The organism is Escherichia sp. E4385, from assembly GCF_963883145.1.
Classification (GTDB): domain Bacteria; phylum Pseudomonadota; class Gammaproteobacteria; order Enterobacterales; family Enterobacteriaceae; genus Escherichia.
Window position 1 is genome coordinate 72,471 of record NZ_CAWOOJ010000011.1, and the last position, 17,346, is coordinate 89,816.

At 52.7% G+C, this 17,346-nt stretch carries 17 protein-coding genes; 5 read left to right on the forward strand and 12 right to left on the reverse strand.

The annotated features are described in order from the left end of the window. Positions 1 to 8: 8 nt before the first annotated feature. Positions 9 to 1,865 carry a signal peptide peptidase SppA gene (gene sppA, locus AACS80_RS10240; RefSeq protein ID WP_135410025.1) on the reverse strand — a complete coding sequence of 619 codons (1,857 nt, stop codon included), beginning with the start codon at positions 1,863 to 1,865 and terminating at the stop codon, positions 9 to 11. Between the two features lie 161 nt (positions 1,866 to 2,026). Between sppA and AACS80_RS10245 the strand changes: the two genes are divergently transcribed. From AACS80_RS10245 to topB, 3 genes are all read left to right on the forward strand, one after another. Continuing rightward, positions 2,027 to 2,578, forward strand: a complete 552-nt coding sequence (locus tag AACS80_RS10245) for an NAD(P)H nitroreductase (RefSeq protein ID WP_130218825.1) — start codon at positions 2,027 to 2,029, stop codon at positions 2,576 to 2,578. 116 nt (positions 2,579 to 2,694) lie between these two features. Further along, positions 2,695 to 3,738: a selenide, water dikinase SelD gene (selD, locus tag AACS80_RS10250; protein WP_001295485.1), complete on the forward strand. Its 1,044-nt coding sequence runs from the start codon at positions 2,695 to 2,697 to the stop codon at positions 3,736 to 3,738. A 4-nt stretch (positions 3,739 to 3,742) separates the two neighbouring features. Then, a complete protein-coding gene (topB, locus tag AACS80_RS10255) occupies positions 3,743 to 5,704 on the forward strand; it encodes a DNA topoisomerase III (protein ID WP_138183778.1) in 1,962 nt (653 codons plus the stop codon). A gap of 102 nt (positions 5,705 to 5,806) precedes the next feature. Here the strand turns inward: topB and gdhA are convergent, their stop codons facing one another. Further along, entirely contained in the window at positions 5,807 to 7,150 is a 1,344-nt protein-coding gene (gdhA, locus tag AACS80_RS10260) for an NADP-specific glutamate dehydrogenase (RefSeq protein WP_130259869.1), read from the reverse strand. Positions 7,151 to 7,446: 296 nt separating this feature from the next. Between gdhA and AACS80_RS10265 the strand changes: the two genes are divergently transcribed. Continuing rightward, the gene (locus tag AACS80_RS10265; RefSeq protein ID WP_130208347.1) at positions 7,447 to 7,719 is read left to right on the forward strand and encodes a YnjH family protein; all 273 of its coding nucleotides are present in this window, start codon (positions 7,447 to 7,449) and stop codon (positions 7,717 to 7,719) included. Here AACS80_RS10265 and AACS80_RS10270 read toward each other — a convergent pair. Next, the gene (locus tag AACS80_RS10270) at positions 7,685 to 8,092 is read right to left on the reverse strand and encodes a pyrimidine (deoxy)nucleoside triphosphate diphosphatase (RefSeq protein WP_135410024.1); all 408 of its coding nucleotides are present in this window, start codon (positions 8,090 to 8,092) and stop codon (positions 7,685 to 7,687) included. The genes AACS80_RS10265 and AACS80_RS10270 overlap by 35 nt on opposite strands. An 87-nt stretch (positions 8,093 to 8,179) precedes the next feature. On the opposite strand from AACS80_RS10270, the gene AACS80_RS10275 reads away from it, so the two are divergent. Beyond that, complete coding sequence (locus AACS80_RS10275) at positions 8,180 to 8,800, forward strand: CDP-alcohol phosphatidyltransferase family protein (protein ID WP_130208343.1); 621 nt, start codon at positions 8,180 to 8,182, stop codon at positions 8,798 to 8,800. Between the two features lie 8 nt (positions 8,801 to 8,808). Here the strand turns inward: AACS80_RS10275 and ynjE are convergent, their stop codons facing one another. From ynjE to xthA, 9 genes are all read right to left on the reverse strand, one after another. Continuing rightward, on the reverse strand, positions 8,809 to 10,116 hold the full coding sequence (gene ynjE, locus AACS80_RS10280) for a thiosulfate sulfurtransferase YnjE (RefSeq protein WP_135410023.1): 1,308 nt from the start codon (positions 10,114 to 10,116) through the stop codon (positions 8,809 to 8,811). A gap of 66 nt (positions 10,117 to 10,182) precedes the next feature. Next, a complete protein-coding gene (locus AACS80_RS10285) occupies positions 10,183 to 10,836 on the reverse strand; it encodes an ATP-binding cassette domain-containing protein (protein WP_135410022.1) in 654 nt (217 codons plus the stop codon). Beyond that, positions 10,836 to 12,371: an ABC transporter permease subunit gene (locus tag AACS80_RS10290; protein WP_135410021.1), complete on the reverse strand. Its 1,536-nt coding sequence runs from the start codon at positions 12,369 to 12,371 to the stop codon at positions 10,836 to 10,838. Before AACS80_RS10290 ends, AACS80_RS10285 begins: the two co-directional genes overlap by 1 nt. Beyond that, positions 12,344 to 13,510: an ABC transporter substrate-binding protein gene (locus AACS80_RS10295; RefSeq protein WP_135410210.1), complete on the reverse strand. Its 1,167-nt coding sequence runs from the start codon at positions 13,508 to 13,510 to the stop codon at positions 12,344 to 12,346. The genes AACS80_RS10290 and AACS80_RS10295 overlap by 28 nt, the downstream gene beginning before the upstream one ends. Positions 13,511 to 13,519: 9 nt before the next feature. Beyond that, complete coding sequence (locus AACS80_RS10300) at positions 13,520 to 14,068, reverse strand: carboxymuconolactone decarboxylase family protein (protein WP_135410020.1); 549 nt, start codon at positions 14,066 to 14,068, stop codon at positions 13,520 to 13,522. Continuing rightward, on the reverse strand, positions 14,068 to 14,775 hold the full coding sequence (locus tag AACS80_RS10305; RefSeq protein ID WP_135410019.1) for a TVP38/TMEM64 family protein: 708 nt from the start codon (positions 14,773 to 14,775) through the stop codon (positions 14,068 to 14,070). The genes AACS80_RS10300 and AACS80_RS10305 overlap by 1 nt, the downstream gene beginning before the upstream one ends. A gap of 14 nt (positions 14,776 to 14,789) precedes the next feature. Next, the gene (ydjY, locus tag AACS80_RS10310) at positions 14,790 to 15,467 is read right to left on the reverse strand and encodes a lipoprotein YdjY (protein ID WP_135410018.1); all 678 of its coding nucleotides are present in this window, start codon (positions 15,465 to 15,467) and stop codon (positions 14,790 to 14,792) included. A gap of 4 nt (positions 15,468 to 15,471) precedes the next feature. Next, the gene (locus AACS80_RS10315; protein WP_131161163.1) at positions 15,472 to 16,182 is read right to left on the reverse strand and encodes a TVP38/TMEM64 family protein; all 711 of its coding nucleotides are present in this window, start codon (positions 16,180 to 16,182) and stop codon (positions 15,472 to 15,474) included. Between the two features lie 167 nt (positions 16,183 to 16,349). Then, positions 16,350 to 17,156 (reverse strand): exodeoxyribonuclease III, encoded by an 807-nt coding sequence (gene xthA / locus AACS80_RS10320; protein WP_130259859.1) that lies wholly within the window; start codon positions 17,154 to 17,156, stop codon positions 16,350 to 16,352. Positions 17,157 to 17,346 lie beyond the last annotated feature (190 nt).

The following is a 17,346-nucleotide window of genomic DNA, read 5'->3' on the forward strand; positions in this document are numbered from 1 at the left end:
TGCAGGAATTAACGCACGTTGGCGCAGGTCAGGCAAAACGCGTAACGGTTTTGCGGATCGTTAAAGGCCGCCAGCTTGTCGCTTTCGCTTTTAACGGTTGAAGCGACCGAGGCCAGCGGCGCAGGCAGCATGGCCTGGAGCGTATCTGGCAGCATCGCCCGTACTGAACCTGACATGTTGTCCATCACCTTGTCGAAGAAGGTCGGTTCATCGACGTAATATTCCAGATGCCATTGTTTCAGTTTTGCCAGTTCAGCCGCTTTGGCAACTGCATCATCGAAATCACCGAGACTATCGACCAGCCCATTCGCTTTTGCATCCTGACCGGTCCAGACATGGCCCTGGGCGATTTTATCAATCTGCTCTGGCGTCGAATTACGCGAATCAGCAACCAGCGTGATAAAGCGTTTATAGCCGTTCTCAATGCTCAATTGCATCATCTGCTGCACTTCTGGCGGCAGTGATTTAGTGATGGAAACATCTGCCAATGGTGATGTAGACACGCCATCGGTATGTACACCAATCGAATCAAGGCTGTTTTCTACAGTGGTGATCACGCCGAAGATCCCGATAGAACCGGTCAGGGTGCTCGGGTTAGCCACAATGTAATTGGCCGGCGTGGAGATCCAGTAACCACCGGATGCTGCCATACCGCCCATTGACACAACCACAGGCTTGCCAGCGGCTCTGGCAGCTGCCAGTTCAGAGCGAATCACTTCAGAAGCCGTTACGCTTCCGCCAGGGCTGTTTACGCGCAGAACGATCGCTTTCACTTTCGGATCAAGGCGAGCGTCACGGATTTGTGCCGCAGTCGTATCGCCGCCAACATTCCCCTGAGTTTCTTCGCCATCCATAATCGCGCCATTAGCGAAGACGACACCGATGCTGTCGCCGGTATCTGCCGGAGTTTTCAGTGCGTAATCGTAATAACTGATGGCGCGATAATTTTTATCAGCCTTGCTCCAGCCAAACTCTTTGGTCAGGGCTTTTTCAATTTCGGCATTCGTTGCCAGCGCGTCGACCAGTTTGTTGTCCAGCGCGTACTTCGCAGTATCGCCGCCCGTTTCGGTTAAGCCAGCAAGTAGCCCTTGCGCCCCAGGGAATACCTGCTGGGCAGAGATCTGGCGGTTAGCGGCAACGGTGTTGAGATAGTTTTGCCACAGTTCGCCAATCCAACGGCTATCGGCTTCGCGAGCCGCCGGGGACATATCATCACGAATAAACGGTTCAACGGCAGATTTATACGTACCCACGCGGAACACATGGGTGGAAACTTTCAGCTTATCCAGCAACGATTTGTAGTACAGACCGTTGGTGGCAAAACCGTGCAGATCAACCACGCCTTGCGGGGACAGCCAAATTTTGTTGGCGAAACTGGCGAGGTAATATTGCCCCTGGCTATAGTTCTCACCAATGGCATAAACCGGTTTACCGCTGTCACGAAACTCTTTCAGAGCCTTACCAATATATTGCATGGAAGGTTGATCGCCGCCCGCAAAGTTTTTCAGATCCATCACGATACCGGTGATATTCCGGTCATCTTTAGCCTGGCGAATCGTGTTCACGATATCAAACAGCGAATTTTCCTGCAGACGATCGGAACTGGCGCCAAGCAGCTGGCGGCTTAACTTACTAAACCGCTGCGAACTGTCGGGCTTATCGACGATCACGCCTGAAATATCGAGCAGTAATGCGCCACGACCGGCGGTTTCTTTGGTATCGCTACTACTGACCTGCGTCCAGATCCCCACGCCAACCAGCACGAGGAAAATAAAGAACAGGTTAAGTACCATTTCACGGACAAAATTGAGCAGACGCCACGTCCATTTAAAAAATCCGGCAATAAATCGCCAAAGGGTTCGCATGTATTCTCCCAGACTAAAGGTCACACCTGTTGCAGGTGCAATAGATGTGGTTATCGTAATGACCCAACCGGCACTTGTCAGCAGGAATCGCGGACTGTGCTGTAACAAAATCCACTCTCGTGTTAATTTTGTGAATAAACATCATGACAGGAGTTAATCAAATGGATGCACTCGAACTATTGATCAACCGCCGAAGCGCCTCACGTCTGGCTGAACCTGCGCCGACTGGCGAACAACTGCAAAATATCCTGCGTGCCGGAATGCGTGCACCGGACCATAAGTCCATGCAACCGTGGCATTTTTTTGTGATTGAAGGGGAAGGCCGCGAACGTTTCAGTACCGTGCTGCAACAGGGTGCAATTGCTGCGGGTAGTGATGATAAAGCTATCGACAAAGCCCGTAATGCCCCGTTCCGTGCGCCGCTCATCATCACCGTGGTGGCGAAATGTGAAGAAAATCATAAAGTCCCGCGTTGGGAGCAGGAGATGTCTGCGGGTTGCGCGGTTATGGCGATGCAAATGGCGGCGGTTGCCCAGGGCTTTGGCGGCATCTGGCGTAGTGGCGGGTTAACCGAAAGTCCGGTGGTGCGCGAGGCGTTCGGTTGTCGGGAGCAGGATAAAATTGTCGGCTTTCTCTATCTCGGCACGCCGCAATTGAAAGCGTCAACGTCGATTAACGTTCCGGATCCGACGCCGTTTGTGACTTATTTTTGATAATTTTCGCAAAACTGTCTGGATTATGAGCAAAGGCGCAGGAATTCAGACACTCTCACTTATCACTTCACGGAATGAAGGTTACCATACCCGGATTGCATTGACAGGAGATGTCCATGAGCGAGAACTCGATTCGTTTGACCCAATACAGCCACGGAGCAGGTTGCGGCTGTAAAATTTCCCCAAAAGTGTTGGAAACCATTCTGCACAGCGAGCAGGCGAAGTTTGTTGATCCGAATTTGCTCGTGGGTAACGAAACCCGCGACGATGCGGCAGTATACGATCTTGGTAATGGCACCAGTGTCATCAGCACCACCGATTTCTTTATGCCGATCGTTGATAATCCTTTCGATTTTGGTCGCATTGCGGCGACTAACGCCATCAGCGATATCTTCGCGATGGGCGGCAAACCGATTATGGCCATTGCGATCCTTGGCTGGCCGATTAATAAACTTTCCCCGGAAATTGCCCGCGAAGTGACTGAAGGTGGACGCTATGCATGTCGTCAGGCGGGTATTGCGCTGGCTGGCGGTCACTCCATCGATGCGCCGGAGCCGATTTTTGGTCTGGCGGTTACGGGGATCGTACCGACCGAGCGAGTGAAGAAAAACAGCACCGCACAAGCCGGATGTAAACTGTTCCTGACAAAACCTCTGGGGATTGGCGTTCTTACCACGGCTGAGAAAAAATCACTGCTGAAACCGGAACATCAGGGACTGGCGACGGAAGTGATGTGCCGGATGAATATCGCAGGTGCGTCATTTGCCAACATTGAAGGCGTAAAAGCGATGACCGACGTCACCGGTTTTGGTCTGCTGGGCCATTTGAGCGAAATGTGCCAGGGGGCAGGCGTGCAGGCTCGCGTCGATTATGAAGCGATCCCGAAACTGCCGGGCGTGGAAGAGTACATTAAACTGGGCGCTGTGCCGGGCGGCACCGAACGCAACTTTGCCAGTTACGGCCATTTGATGGGCGAAATGCCGCGTGAAGTACGCGATCTGTTGTGCGATCCGCAAACTTCTGGTGGTCTGCTGCTGGCGGTTATGCCGGAAGCTGAAAATGAAGTCAAAGCTACCGCAGCCGAGTTTGGCATTGAACTGACGGCGATTGGCGAACTGGTGCCTGCGCGTGGCGGTCGTGCCATGGTTGAGATCCGTTAATTCAATGCGGTTGTTTATAGCCGAAAAACCGAGTCTGGCACGCGCTATTGCTGATGTCCTGCCCAAACCGCACCGTAAAGGCGATGGCTTTATCGAGTGCGGCAATGGTCAGGTGGTGACCTGGTGTATCGGTCACCTGCTTGAGCAGGCGCAGCCAGACGTCTACGACAGCCGCTATGCGCGCTGGAATCTGGCGGATTTGCCGATTGTCCCGGAAAAGTGGCAACTGCAACCGCGCCCCTCCGTAACCAAACAACTTAACGTCATTAAACGCTTTCTGCATGAAGCCAGCGAAATTGTTCATGCCGGTGACCCGGATCGTGAAGGGCAATTGCTGGTGGATGAAGTGCTGGACTACCTGCAACTGGCACCGGAAAAGCGCCAGCAAGTTCAGCGTTGCTTGATCAACGACCTGAACCCGCAGGCGGTTGAGCGGGCGATCGATCGTCTTCGCTCCAATAGCGAGTTTGTACCGCTATGCGTTTCTGCACTGGCGCGAGCGCGTGCCGATTGGCTATACGGTATCAATATGACCCGCGCGTATACCATTCTCGGTCGCAATGCTGGCTATCAGGGTGTGCTTTCCGTTGGGCGCGTACAGACTCCCGTTCTTGGGCTGGTGGTGCGGCGCGATGAAGAAATAGAAAACTTCGTGGCAAAAGATTTCTTTGAAGTCAAAGCGCACATTGTGACGCCTGCCGATGAACGATTTACCGCCATCTGGCAGCCGAGTGAAGCGTGCGAGCCGTACCAGGATGAAGAAGGGCGCTTATTGCATCGCCCGCTGGCGGAGCATGTGGTTAACCGCATCAGTGGTCAACCGGCTATTGTCACCAGCTATAACGATAAACGGGAATCAGAATCCGCGCCGCTGCCGTTTTCGCTTTCGGCGTTGCAGATTGAAGCGGCAAAACGCTTTGGTCTGAGTGCGCAGAACGTGCTTGATATCTGCCAGAAGCTATACGAAACGCACAAGCTAATCACTTATCCGCGTTCCGATTGTCGTTATTTGCCAGAAGAACATTTTGCCGGACGCCACGCGGTGATGAATGCCATCAGCGTTCATGCGCCGGGACTATTGCCGCAGCCGGTGGTTGACCCGAATTTACGCAACCGCTGCTGGGATGACAAAAAGGTCGATGCTCACCACGCCATTATCCCGACCGCGCGTAGTTCTGCCATCAACCTGACGGAGAACGAATCGAAGGTCTATAACCTGATTGCTCGTCAATACCTGATGCAGTTCTGCCCGGATGCGGTGTTCCGCAAGTGTGTTATAGAACTGGAAATAGCCAAAGGCAAATTTGTCGCTAAAGCCCGTTTTCTTGCCGAAGCAGGCTGGCGCACGCTGTTAGGCAGCAAAGAGCGCGATGAAGAAAACGACGGCACACCACTGCCTGTAGTCGCGAAAGGCGATGAGTTGCTGTGTGAAAAAGGTGAAGTGGTAGAGCGACAAACCCAGCCGCCACGTCATTTTACCGATGCAACACTGCTTTCGGCGATGACCGGGATCGCACGCTTTGTTCAGGATAAAGATCTGAAAAAGATCCTCCGTGCGACCGATGGCCTGGGAACAGAAGCGACCCGAGCCGGGATTATTGAACTGTTGTTCAAGCGTGGTTTCCTGACCAAAAAAGGGCGCTATATCCACTCCACCGACGCCGGAAAAGCGTTATTCCATTCGCTGCCGGAGATGGCCACGAGACCGGACATGACCGCACACTGGGAATCGGTGCTGACGCAAATCAGCGAAAAGCAGTGTCGCTACCAGGACTTTATGCAACCGCTGGTGGGGACGCTATATCAGCTAATTGATCAAGCCAAACGTACGCCGGTGCGGCAGTTTCGCGGCATAGTGGCTCCGGGCAGTGGTGGCAGTGTTGATAAGAAAAAGGCTGCTCCGCGTAAACGTAGTGCGAAAAAAAGTCCGCCATCAGAAGAAGCGGGCAGTGGAGTGATAACATAAAGGTCGGATGCCTGAATCCCAACTCACTGATACAGCACCTTTCGTAGGCCGGATAAGGCGTTCACGCCGCATCCGGCAGATGCCTGATGCGGCGCTAATGATTTAAATCACACCTTGCGCCAGCATCGCATCGGCAACCTTCACAAAACCGGCAATGTTCGCGCCCTGTACGTAGTTGGTTTGCTCACCTTCACCGCCGTGTTCAACACAAGCGTGGTGGATATCCAGCATAATGTGATGCAAACGGGCGTCGACTTTCTCGGCTTTCCAGCCCAGACGCGCAGCGTTTTGCGCCATTTCCAGGCCCGATGTTGCTACACCGCCAGCATTAGCCGCTTTACCCGGAGCAAACAGTACGCCTGCCTGCTGGAACAGTTCAGTCGCTTCGATGGTGGTTGGCATATTTGCCCCTTCGGCGACGGCTTTAACGCCATTGGCGATAAGCTGATGCGCGGCATCTACGTCCAGTTCGTTCTGGGTGGCGCAAGGCAGGGCGATATCAACCGGCACGGACCACGGCTGTTGGCCTTCGAGATAGACCAGGCCAAATTCTTTGGCGTAATCTGCCACTCGACCATCGCGGCTGGCTTTGATTTCGATAAGACGCGCCAGTTTCTCTTTTGTGAATCCGCTTTCATCAACCACTGTGCCGCTGGAGTCTGATGCCGTGACCACGCGAGCGCCAAATTCCATCGCTTTTTCGATAGCGTACTGGGCGACGTTGCCGGAGCCAGAAACGGAAACGCGCATTCCTTCAAAACCCATACCGTGGCGTTTCAGCATCGCTTCAGTGAAATAAACCAGACCGTAACCGGTGGCTTCCGGGCGAATCAGACTGCCGCCAAAAGAAAGGCCCTTACCGGTGAAGACGCAGGCGGTATTGTTGGAGAGCTTTTTCATCATCCCCGCCATAAAGCCGACTTCACGACCACCAACGCCGATATCACCTGCCGGAACGTCGGTATCCGCGCCCAGGTGGCGATACAGTTCAGTCATCAGTGCCTGGCAAAAACGCATCACTTCGCCTTCGCTTTTCCCTTTCGGGTCGAAATCGCTGCCGCCTTTACCACCGCCCATCGGCAGGGTAGTCAGGGCATTTTTGAAGGTTTGCTCGAAGCCAAGGAATTTAAGAATGGAGAGGTTAACTGAGGGATGGAATCGCATACCGCCTTTGTACGGGCCGATGGCGGAGCTGAACTGCACGCGCCATGCGCGGTTGACCTGCACCTGGTTGCGATCATCAACCCATACCACGCGAAACTGGATCACGCGCTCCGGTTCAACCAGGCGCTCCAGTAATGACATCTGGCGATATTGGGGATTTTGTTCAAGAAAAGGCCAGAGAGTAGTCATTACTTCACGAACGGCCTGCGCGAACTCGGTTTGATTCGGGTCGCGCTTTTGTACATGGTTGAGGAATGACTCCAGAGAATATGTCTGATCCATAGATATAAAACCCTTATATATTAAGACGATTGTGCGTATGTTGTTTGTTTTGCAGTTTTCGACTATACCATCAAGAATGTGACGGTAAGCAAGTAAAAAATGGCACCGGAAAGCAAATTAATAATGTGAGGAATTTATAAACGCCGCCTAATGTCGGATACATCTTCTTCGGCCTACCAAAATGGGGACATTTGGTGGATAAGGCATTCACGCCGCATCCGGCAACCAGACGCTAAAGTTTTCCCGCCAGGTTACCGTTATCAGTAGCAGAGACAACGAAATATAAGGAGTTTCCTGTGAATCGAGCATTGCTCGCTGTAGCGTTGGTATTCCCGTTTTTTGCGCTGGCTAATCAGCATTATCGTCCGGATGTGCAGGTAAATGTGCCGCCGGAAGTGTTTAGTTCTGGTGGGCAGTCAGCGCAGCCCTGTAACCAGTGCTGCGTTTATCAGGATCAAAACTATTCCGAAGGGGCAGTGATTAAAGCCGAGGGAATACTGCTGCAATGCCAGCGGGATGATAAAACTATTAGCACTAATCCGCTGGTCTGGCGGCGCGTAAAGCCATAAACGCCTTTAATAGTGGAATGTCAGCAGGGGCCAGCGGATATTGCATCGCCTCTTCAGGTGAGCACCAGACCAAAGCCTGATGCTCATGTGCCTGTAACGTCCTGTGGAAGTCGGGTACGTGCCAGGCATGAAGATTGATAATACGCCCTGAAACTTCCCGCTGGTGGCTGGCTACATATTTCCCGATGATAGCATCGATACCGAGCTCTTCACGCAGCTCGCGTATCAGCGCCTGCGGCTGGCTTTCCCCTGGTTCGACTTTACCACCAGCAAATTCCCATAATCCCGCTTGATCGCTATGCGCAGGGCGTTGCGCGATTAAAATTTTGCCATCCCGTTCGATAATGGCGGCAACAACATCAATCATTTCCATAAATTACACACGGTCGAATACAGGAAAAATGCCATAATATCCGCAGTGTTGCCCGAGCTGAAGGGTTTTATTTCTTAAGGAGTACCCGTGTTAGACCGCCATCTTCATCCCCGAATTAAGCCTTTGTTGCATCAGTGCGTGCGGGTTCTGGATAAACCTGGCATTACACCTGATGGTTTAACGTTAGTGGGATTTGCCATCGGCGTGCTGGCACTGCCGTTTCTGGCACTGGACTGGTATCTGGCGGCGCTGATTGCCATTTTACTGAACAGGTTGCTTGATGGTCTGGACGGTGCGCTGGCGCGGCGCAGAGGGTTAACCGACGCGGGGGGCTTTCTCGATATTTCGTTGGATTTTCTTTTTTACGCGCTGGTACCGTTCGGGTTTATTCTCGCCGCACCGGAACAAAATGCGCTGGCGGGCGGCTGGCTGCTGTTTGCGTTTATCGGCACGGGCAGCAGTTTTCTCGCATTTGCTGCACTGGCGGCGAAACATCAGATTGATAATCCCGGTTATGCGCACAAATCGTTTTACTATCTGGGCGGGTTAACAGAGGGCAGCGAGACGATTTTGCTATTTGTTTTAAGTTGTCTCTTTCCGGAATATTTCCCGTGGTTTGCGTGGATATTTGGCGCGCTTTGTTGGATGACGACATTTACGCGGATTTGGAGTGGGTATCTGACGCTGAAGTCGCTCCAGCGTCAGTAATTGCAATGTTATTTGCTGCTGTCCGGGCCGCGTTCACCGGTTGCTACCGGGTTTTTCGGATCGCTGCTCCATTCGTACCAGCCACCGTCATAAACGGAGACGTTATTCCAGCCCATGGCGCGTGCGTACATAAAGGTTTCAGACGCGCGCCAGCCGGTGCCGCAGTAGAATGAAACTTGCTGATCTGGTTTGATATTCCACGCTTTCCACATAGCGGCAATATCATCGGCGCTGCGCATGGTGCCATCCGGGTTATGGAAATCTTCCATATGGGTCGAGTCGCTGCCTGCGTGTCCCCAACGTGCCCCGGCTATTTCACCTTTTGGTTTAATGTAGCTGTAACCGCTGGTCGTACCGATAAATTCTGGCCACGAACGAATGCTCACCAGCGATGCATCCCGGCGATGCAGCAGCCCGCGAGCCTGCTCCATATCAAGCATCAGTTGTGGTTGCGCAGGGATCTTCACGCCGAAGTCTGGTTCCGCTTTCACTTTCGGTGGCGTACCGCGCTCAACGGGCAGACCTGCGTCGGACCAGGTTTGCCAACCGCCGTCCAGAAGGCGGACATCTTTCACGCCAGCGTAGAGCATAATTTGCGCCACGCGCGCTGCGGCGTAAACATCACGCCCGTACAGAATGACCGTGGTGTCATGACGAATGCCGTGCTTCGCCAGCATTGCTTTAAGCTGTTCATCAGAAACTTTGTTCCACAGCGGTTCGCTTTCCACTTCGTTGGTATCGATGTAGTCAGCGCCGGGAATATGGCTGATAAGGTAAAGCTTAGGTGCGCCCCAGGCCGCTTCGATCACTTTCCAGTCACCCGCAGGTTTCGCCGTAACTTCTTTACCTTGTTGCAGGTCATGCAGCCACTGCGGATATACCAGCTGTTCAAAGTGAGGCAGTTTTTGCAGTCGGGAAGGTTCGCTTAGTGCATCACTCAAGATAGAGATATGCGTAAAGCCTGCTTTTTGTAGTCGCGTTTTGACGGCATCGACATCTTTGTCATTACCGTACAGCGCCACCGGGGCATCCGTTTTCAGGTTATGTAGCTTGATCCACTCGTTGAGCTGCTCAGTGCTCATTTTGTCGAGCCAGCTTGCAGAAAGGTTTAAGGCGGCAGGTTCATGACCGGAAGGGCCATTTAGGGTTTGTGGCCAGCCGTTATAAAACGCGCTGGGGCGAGTATCAATCGCTTTGCCATTTTGTTGTTGAAGCTGGTCAAGTGTAAGAGGCTTCGTAAGTTCAGCGGCCCACGAAGAAGCGCAAGCCAGCCCTAAAGCCATTGCCAGCGCGGTCATTTGAGAAACACGTTTCATCGAAAATCCCGACATTGTAGTTTTGAGTGCGCCATTCTGAACTGACACATCGGGGAAAACTTTGCGTTACCGCAGTTTGTTGTAATTTTCTGACCACTGCGTCATATCCAGAACGGGACTATCGGCAGGAACATCCTGAAGATCGTGGGTTACCTGAACGACGGGGATCGCCAGCTCGCGAACTTCATTGAATACCCACTGACGAAAATTATCGCGCAGAGCTACGTCAAGACGGCTGAATGGTTCATCCAGTAGCAACGCTTTTGGCTGAGCGAGAAGGGCGCGCAGCAGGGCCACCCGCGCTCGCTGACCGCCTGATAATGTCGCAGGATCCTGGTGATAAGTTTCAGCCAGTCCCGCTCGCTCAAGCGCGTCTTTCACGGCATTGCGCCTGTCAGTCCCCTTGAGCGTCGACGGTAGCGCCAGCAGTAAATTTTGTCCGACGCTGAACTGGTCAAATAACAGTGCATCCTGGAAAAGAATGCCAATCTGACGCCGGGCGGTGGGCAGGGTATTGATACGTTGATCATTGAGCCATAGCTCACCTGTACAAGAAAATTGCCCGGCCAGCGCACCAATCATCCATGAAAACAGCGTAGATTTACCGCAGCCTGAGGGACCCATTAACGTGACAATGTCACCTTTATTGACTGTAAAGTTAACGTTTGTCAGCAAGCGGCTTTCTGGTAAACGTAGCGAAACATTTTTCACGCAGAGCATTAGCGGAGTCCTTGTCTGACATAACCTACCCATTTTGCGACTAACGCGGTCAGGGCAAAAATAATAAGTGGCAATAGCAGTTGCCATAAAGCCTGGGCGGCGAGAATACCGTTGCTGCCGCCGCTGCTTAGTGCCACCGCTTCGGTGGTGAGCGTCGAGAAACGTCCGGCTCCCAGCCACAGCGTTGGCATATACTGCGCAATACTGACTGAAAATCCGACAGCGAAGGCAATCAGCGCAGGGCGTAACATCAGCGGACATTTCACGTAAAAGAAAATTTTGACACGCGACCAGCCCAGTGTTTGCGCAATCAAAATTAACCGTGAATCAATGCGCTGCCTGGCGGGTTGCAGGATAAACAGCATCCACGGAATTACCCACAGCAGATGCCCCCACACCACCGCCGTCCAGCTTCCATCCATGTTCAACCATAGCGCCAGCGTGTACTGACCCGCCACCAGCGGCAGTGCCGGTAATAAAATGGGCAACCATAGCCACAACTGGCGACGCTGTGGTCCCCATTCCAGCCACAGCAGCAACAGAACCAAAGCGATGAGTGTCGCCACCAGTCCCATTGTCAGGCTATTGAGCAGCGCCTCGTGATTGATCGTTGATTGATCCGCGAGGATCGCCAGCAGAATCACACACAGCACGCCAGTTAAGGGTAACAACTTCGCCAGCATCTTCCCTGGCAATAAAGGCGTGGATGGCATGCGAATGCCATCTTCCCGGGGGAGCGTGCATCGCCAGGCGCGCCATAACAGATAACCAAGCAAAACGTAGGCGGCGAGTAACAGCATCAGCAGCAGGCTGGCAAGTGCGCCTTTCGTTTGTTGATCGGCGTCGCCCTGAGTTAACCACTGCCAGCTAATTACCGCCAGCGTCGGTGGATTACCAGGCCCAAGAATAATCGCTACATCCACGACCGAAAGCGACCAGGCGACAATCGCCAGCATCGCCATTGCCAGCGCAGGCGCGACGGAGGGCAACAACAACCAGTTCAGACATTGCCAGCGGCTGTAGCCCAGCGAATCCAGTACAATAACTTGCTGCACCAGGCGTTTTTCACTCAGTGCTGCCGATAAGATCCACAGCAGAAATGCGCTTTCTTTCACCGCAAGGGTGAGGCCCAGACCGATACCCAATTTGTCCATCGGCGGAATGAGAAAAGGGAAAAACTGATAAACCAGGCCGCCGTCAGCAAACAGCAGCAGGGCGCTGGTGGCAAAAGCCACGTGGGGGATGGCGAGTAGCCACGGCAGACGGGCGCACATACGCTGCCATTTCGGCCCAGGCCATAGCGCTACTATCACCAGCAGGGCAATAAACAAAGCGCCGACCGCCGCGATGGTTGTCGACACCAGCGTTGCCAGTAATGCCTGTGGTAGCTGCGGATCGGCAAATAACATCTGCCAGTGCGTCAGCGACATGGCAGGTGTTATCAGCGTGAAAGCCGACGGAACCAGCGGTGCGTAAATCACCGCCATCACCACCCACAGCAAAAAAATTAATGCGTACCGTAACGGCGTAGCCATTCTTGTTCCAGCGCATTTACCCAACCAGCATGCGGTTCCGCCAGTACCGGCGGCAGATTCTGCGGCATTCTTGATTGCAATGTTTCACGCTGCCCGGCAGGTAGTTTTTGCGGATCGAGAACCGAAGGATCGCCCCAGACAGCGGGATCCGCTTTACGCAGTTGTGCTTCAGGTGACAACAGGAAGTTGGCGACGACTTTTGCCGCAGCACTGGCAGTTGCGTTGGCTGGAATGGTGACGAAATGCACGTTGCCAATCATTCCCTCGCTAAAGCCAAAGTTGTAACTGCTGGTGGGTAAATCGCCGCTGGATATTTTTTGCTGCGCATGTGCGGGGTTAAAGGTCAGCGACAGGCGCAATGTGCCGGCTTTCAGCAGAGCATCCATCCGCGCGGGCGAAGGCGGGAAATCCTTTCCTTCGCGCCACAAATACGGATGCAGTGCATCAAGATATTGCCACAAGGGCGCAGTGACGCGGGCGAAAGTGGCATCGTCCGGCGCTTTTTTTAATGCAGCGGGATCGGACGTCAGCATAATCAGCAGCTGTTCAAGAAACGCGGTGCCGGTAAAGTCCGGTGGGCGCGGATAGGTAACCGTACCAGGGGTGGCTTTGGCAAATTCCAGCAAGGATTGTGGCGTTTTCGGTGGCTGTGGTGTCTGATCGCGTCGGGCGATAAATGTCAGCTGTGCGCCGCCCCAGGGCGATTCCGCACCTTGTGTCGGCACAGAAAAATCTTCTCGCACCGGCAGCTGTGTGTCGACATAGCGCCAGTTGGGTAGCGTTTCCGCCCAGTCAGTTTGCAGTAAATTAGCCTCTTTTAAGGTGCGGAAGTTTTCGCCGTTCACCCAGAGCAGATCCACCGAGCCGCCCGTTTTACGTCCAGCAGTGGCTTCTGTCTGAATGCGCTTCACCGCGTCTGCGGCATCCGCCAGACGAACAATCTTCAGGTTTATAGCATAATGGGTTTTCATCTCGCCGCTAACCCAGTCGAGATAGCGGTTAATCGCGGTGTCGCCGCCCCAGGCGTTAAACCAGACGGTTTGCCCTTTGGCCTCATTTTTAATTTCCTGCCAGTCACTGGCATGTGTTGCCAAAGAAAACAGCGATAACAATCCCAGCAACCATACACAATGGCGCATCATCTCTCCTTAAGAACGTTTGTCAGGAATACGGCACAGCCCCTGAGCGGGAATGTCCATGGCAGAATTAAAACGGGCTGACAGATTTTGCAAGCCGATCAATGCCGTCAGCTCGGTGAGCGCCTGGGCGTCAAAATGCGTAGTCAGTCGGGTGCGCAGGGCATCATCGACCGTTGGCGGCGTAACGCTTGCCGCTTCGGCGTATTCCAGCGCCAGCCGTTCTTCGTCGCTGAAGAGCGGGCTTTGTCGCCAGTCAGCTACCGCCAGCAATTTATCGGTGCTGCCGGTACGCTCGGCGACTTTCATACTGGTGATATCCACGCAAAACTCACACAGACACATTTGCGCGATACGCGCGCTGACAAGCGATCGTACCACTGGATCGAGCGGTGAGCTTTTGCGCTCCAGCCAGCCAACAAACATCGACACCAGATAAAAGATAAACGGGATCCGCCCCCACCAGCGGATGGGGCTTAGCATCTCGCCGTAATGGCGACGATGCAGCCACGCCTGTGGACGTAAAATTAAAGGGATTTTGCTAAGCGGTGGTAACCCCATCAGGCATTCCTCTTCTGGCGCTCAAGCCATATTTTTTTCGCCATAAAAATCACCACGGTCAGAGCAAACAGAATAAACAGTCCGGTGACAAACCAGAAAGTACCGCCTGTTAACATGCTGCCCGCCCAAGAATAGACAATGGTTGCCGGTAACTGACCAAGCCCGGTGGCGATAAAAAACGAGCGAAAACGTATTGAAGTCAAACCGGCAGCATAGCTGATTGGATCAAAAGGGACAAAAGGCAATAACCGACATACCAGGATGGTGTGTTTGCCGTAGCGAGTGAAAAAGCCGTCCATACTGTCAAGCACGGTTTTGCCGGTTAACTTTTCCACCACTTCGCGGCCCATCACTCTGGCGATAAAAAAGCACAGTGCCGCGCCTGCCATCGAACTGGTCCACGACAGCAAGACGCCCCAGAACGCGCCAAACAGCGACGCATTGGCAAAGGTGATCAAAAACGCAGGTAGCGGTGCAGCAATGGCCTGAAAAATCATCAACAAGAACGAGACAACTGCCGCTAGTGCGCCGTAAGACTGAATAAAGCGTTCTATACCCTGTTGGTCCACGGCGGTAAACGCCGCAACGCTGCGATTGATAAAATCATGGACGCCGGGAAGCAGCGCCCATGCCAGCAGCATCGCGAACAACAGGATGATGAGGGTTATGCGGTAATACCAGATTTTACGCGATTGCATTTTCATCATCCTTTATCCTGGTTTTATTCGGCGATTTTAAAGGTGACCGTTGCCAGCGTGTTATCTGCCGGGAGAACCGAGGCATTGCCTTTGAATTTCACTTCGCTGCGTTTTTCCACCGCCCCATAAGTGTATGTCGCATTGCTGACGATACCGACCGGGCAACTATCCAGACATACCAGGCAGCCCGTTTTTTTCTCTTCTGCTGCCGTTAAATTACCGCCAAAGCGCATGTCCAGTTTCTTGTCATTACTGTCAACAATCACGTCATCGAAGGAATACGCTTTTGCCGCCCCTTGCCAGTTAACTGAAATATCCAGTTTGCTGCCTGTGACATGAGTCGTTTCTTTATTATCCATCGTCATGTTTTCGCCCGGGATACCACCTGCCTCTTTCAGGGCTTCATAAAATGCTTTCGGCGTGGCATAACCCATAAACAGCGATTTATGTCCGTTGGAGCCATCTTTAAACACAATACCGTGGCGGGTATCGTCGGTGAGGAAACGCCCATTAATTTGTACCAGCATGGTTACCGTATGGTTATTTGCATCGACACGTAGCGGCTGGCTGTCCGAAAGCCCGTCGTATTCCACTTTTGCCGCCGTATTCTCTTTTTGATCACAGCCACTAAGCCCCGCAACGGCCAGTAAACACAGCGCAGCCAGTCCTTTTTTCCATGACACTGAATAATGTTGCAACATCGTTCTATCCTTCATTTTTTGTGTGAGTAAGTGGGCTGCGGCGCGAAGCAGACAGATCCACATGTTTGTGTCGGGCGTAGAGTTTGGCGAGCTGGACGAGAATAAACAGCGCCAGGCCCGCCAGACAGAGTTGTAAAATAAAGCGCAGCGTAATGCCTTCACTGGCAAGATCGCTGGCCATCACGGTATAAATCACTATTCCAGGCAGAGTGGTTAATGCCGAAATAAGGGTATAAGGCCAGAAGGCGATGGCGGTTAATCCGTAAGCGTAATTTTGAATATTGTATGGAAATAGCGGGATTAAGCGGGTCAGAATAAGAAAATCGATACCGTTACGCGTAATGCCTTTTTCAATAGCCTGAAAAGTGTGGCAATGACCGACGTATTTCAACAGTAAATCACGCCCCAGAAAGCGCGCCAACAGGAATGAGCACGACGAGGCCAGCGTGGCGGCAATTAACGAAAGTAGCGTTCCTGTTAGCGGGCCAAAAACTATTCCTCCAGCGATCACCAGTACGCTGCCCGGTAGCAGAAAGAGGGTGGCGATGATGAATAACAGAATATAGAGGCTATAACCGAACAATCCGCTCTGGCGAATGAGTGTCTGTAAGTGGGGTAAATCGGTGAGTAGATCGAATAAACCGAAAGCATGGATAGCGTAAATTATCAGCGCAAAAAACAGACAGGCAAAAAGAAATTTACGCTCAGCGTTCATCGTGGAGTTTCCTATATCAAACTTGATAATAGAGAAGTGGTCAGACAACTAAAAAACGCAGTGACGGTATAACAAAGGACGGCGGGCAACAAATCATTACTGACAGTTTGTTGATTTTTCTCAAGGTTAATTCTCCTGACCCAGTGCGAGCCAGGAGAACGGAGAAATTAGCGGCGGAAGGTGGCCCAGACAGGTGCGTGATCTGACGGTTTTTCCATACTGCGGATTTCATAGTCGATGCCGGTTTCTACGCAGCATTCGGCCAGTGGCTGGCTGGCAAGCAGCAGGTCGATACGCAGACCACGGTTATCGTCAAAACCTTTTGAGCGGTAATCAAACCACGAGAAGCGATCTGCCGTTTCTGGGTTCGCATGGCGGAAGGTATCGACCAGCCCCCAGCTTATCAGCCTGTCCATCCATTCGCGTTCTTCCGGCAGGAAAGAACATTTACCCGTACGCAGCCAGCGTTTACGGTTCTCTTCGCCAATGCCGATATCCAGGTCGGTGGGGCTGATATTCATATCGCCCATAATCAGCACCGGATTATCACGTTTGAGTTCGGTTTCCAGGTAGTTTTGCAGGTTCTGGTAAAACTGTGCTTTAGCCGGGAATTTTATGGGATGGTCGCGGCTTTCGCCCTGCGGGAAGTAGCCGTTGATCACGGTGACATTGCCCAGCGGTGAGGGGATTTCCGCCATAATAATCCGCCGTTGTGCCTCTTCGCCGTCGCCCGGGAAGCCACGACGCACGGCAATCGGCGTCTCTTTGGTCAACAGCGCCACGCCGTAATGGCCTTTCTGCCCGTGATAAAACACGTTGTAGCCGAGCTTTGCCACATCTTCGAGCGGAAACATATCATCATGAACTTTTGTCTCCTGCAGGCCAATCACATCAGGCTGGTGCTTGTCGACGATAGCTTCAAGCTGGTGTGGTCTGGCGCGCAGGCCGTTGATATTAAAAGAGACAAATTTCATAGTCGCTGCCATTTATTCTGATAATGAGTGCGTGGATGTTAGCAGAAATTCGTCTGACTTACTGCCTGTTGTTAAGTGATTTGATCGATGGTTGTTAATGATGTCAACGATGGCGCAGAAAATGCCCGCTTTTGGTGCGAGTTGCGTCAGAATGGCGCAGTAATTTCCAGTAAATTTCGCCAATGATCAC

Excerpts from the sequence above, each read along its gene's own strand:
- sppA (WP_135410025.1), bottom strand. The coding sequence starts at position 1,865 with ATGCGAACCCTTTGGCGATTTATTGCCGGATTTTTTAAATGGACGTGG.
- AACS80_RS10245 (WP_130218825.1), top strand. The coding sequence starts at position 2,027 with ATGGATGCACTCGAACTATTGATCAACCGCCGAAGCGCCTCACGTCTG.
- selD (WP_001295485.1), top strand. The coding sequence starts at position 2,695 with ATGAGCGAGAACTCGATTCGTTTGACCCAATACAGCCACGGAGCAGGT.
- topB (WP_138183778.1), top strand. The coding sequence starts at position 3,743 with ATGCGGTTGTTTATAGCCGAAAAACCGAGTCTGGCACGCGCTATTGCT.
- gdhA (WP_130259869.1), bottom strand. The coding sequence starts at position 7,150 with ATGGATCAGACATATTCTCTGGAGTCATTCCTCAACCATGTACAAAAG.
- AACS80_RS10270 (WP_135410024.1), bottom strand. The coding sequence starts at position 8,092 with ATGGAAATGATTGATGTTGTTGCCGCCATTATCGAACGGGATGGCAAA.
- ynjE (WP_135410023.1), bottom strand. The coding sequence starts at position 10,116 with ATGAAACGTGTTTCTCAAATGACCGCGCTGGCAATGGCTTTAGGGCTG.
- AACS80_RS10285 (WP_135410022.1), bottom strand. The coding sequence starts at position 10,836 with ATGCTCTGCGTGAAAAATGTTTCGCTACGTTTACCAGAAAGCCGCTTG.
- AACS80_RS10290 (WP_135410021.1), bottom strand. The coding sequence starts at position 12,371 with ATGGCTACGCCGTTACGGTACGCATTAATTTTTTTGCTGTGGGTGGTG.
- AACS80_RS10295 (WP_135410210.1), bottom strand. The coding sequence starts at position 13,510 with ATGCGCCATTGTGTATGGTTGCTGGGATTGTTATCGCTGTTTTCTTTG.
- AACS80_RS10300 (WP_135410020.1), bottom strand. The coding sequence starts at position 14,068 with ATGGGGTTACCACCGCTTAGCAAAATCCCTTTAATTTTACGTCCACAG.
- AACS80_RS10305 (WP_135410019.1), bottom strand. The coding sequence starts at position 14,775 with ATGATGAAAATGCAATCGCGTAAAATCTGGTATTACCGCATAACCCTC.
- ydjY (WP_135410018.1), bottom strand. The coding sequence starts at position 15,467 with ATGTTGCAACATTATTCAGTGTCATGGAAAAAAGGACTGGCTGCGCTG.
- AACS80_RS10315 (WP_131161163.1), bottom strand. The coding sequence starts at position 16,182 with ATGAACGCTGAGCGTAAATTTCTTTTTGCCTGTCTGTTTTTTGCGCTG.
- xthA (WP_130259859.1), bottom strand. The coding sequence starts at position 17,156 with ATGAAATTTGTCTCTTTTAATATCAACGGCCTGCGCGCCAGACCACAC.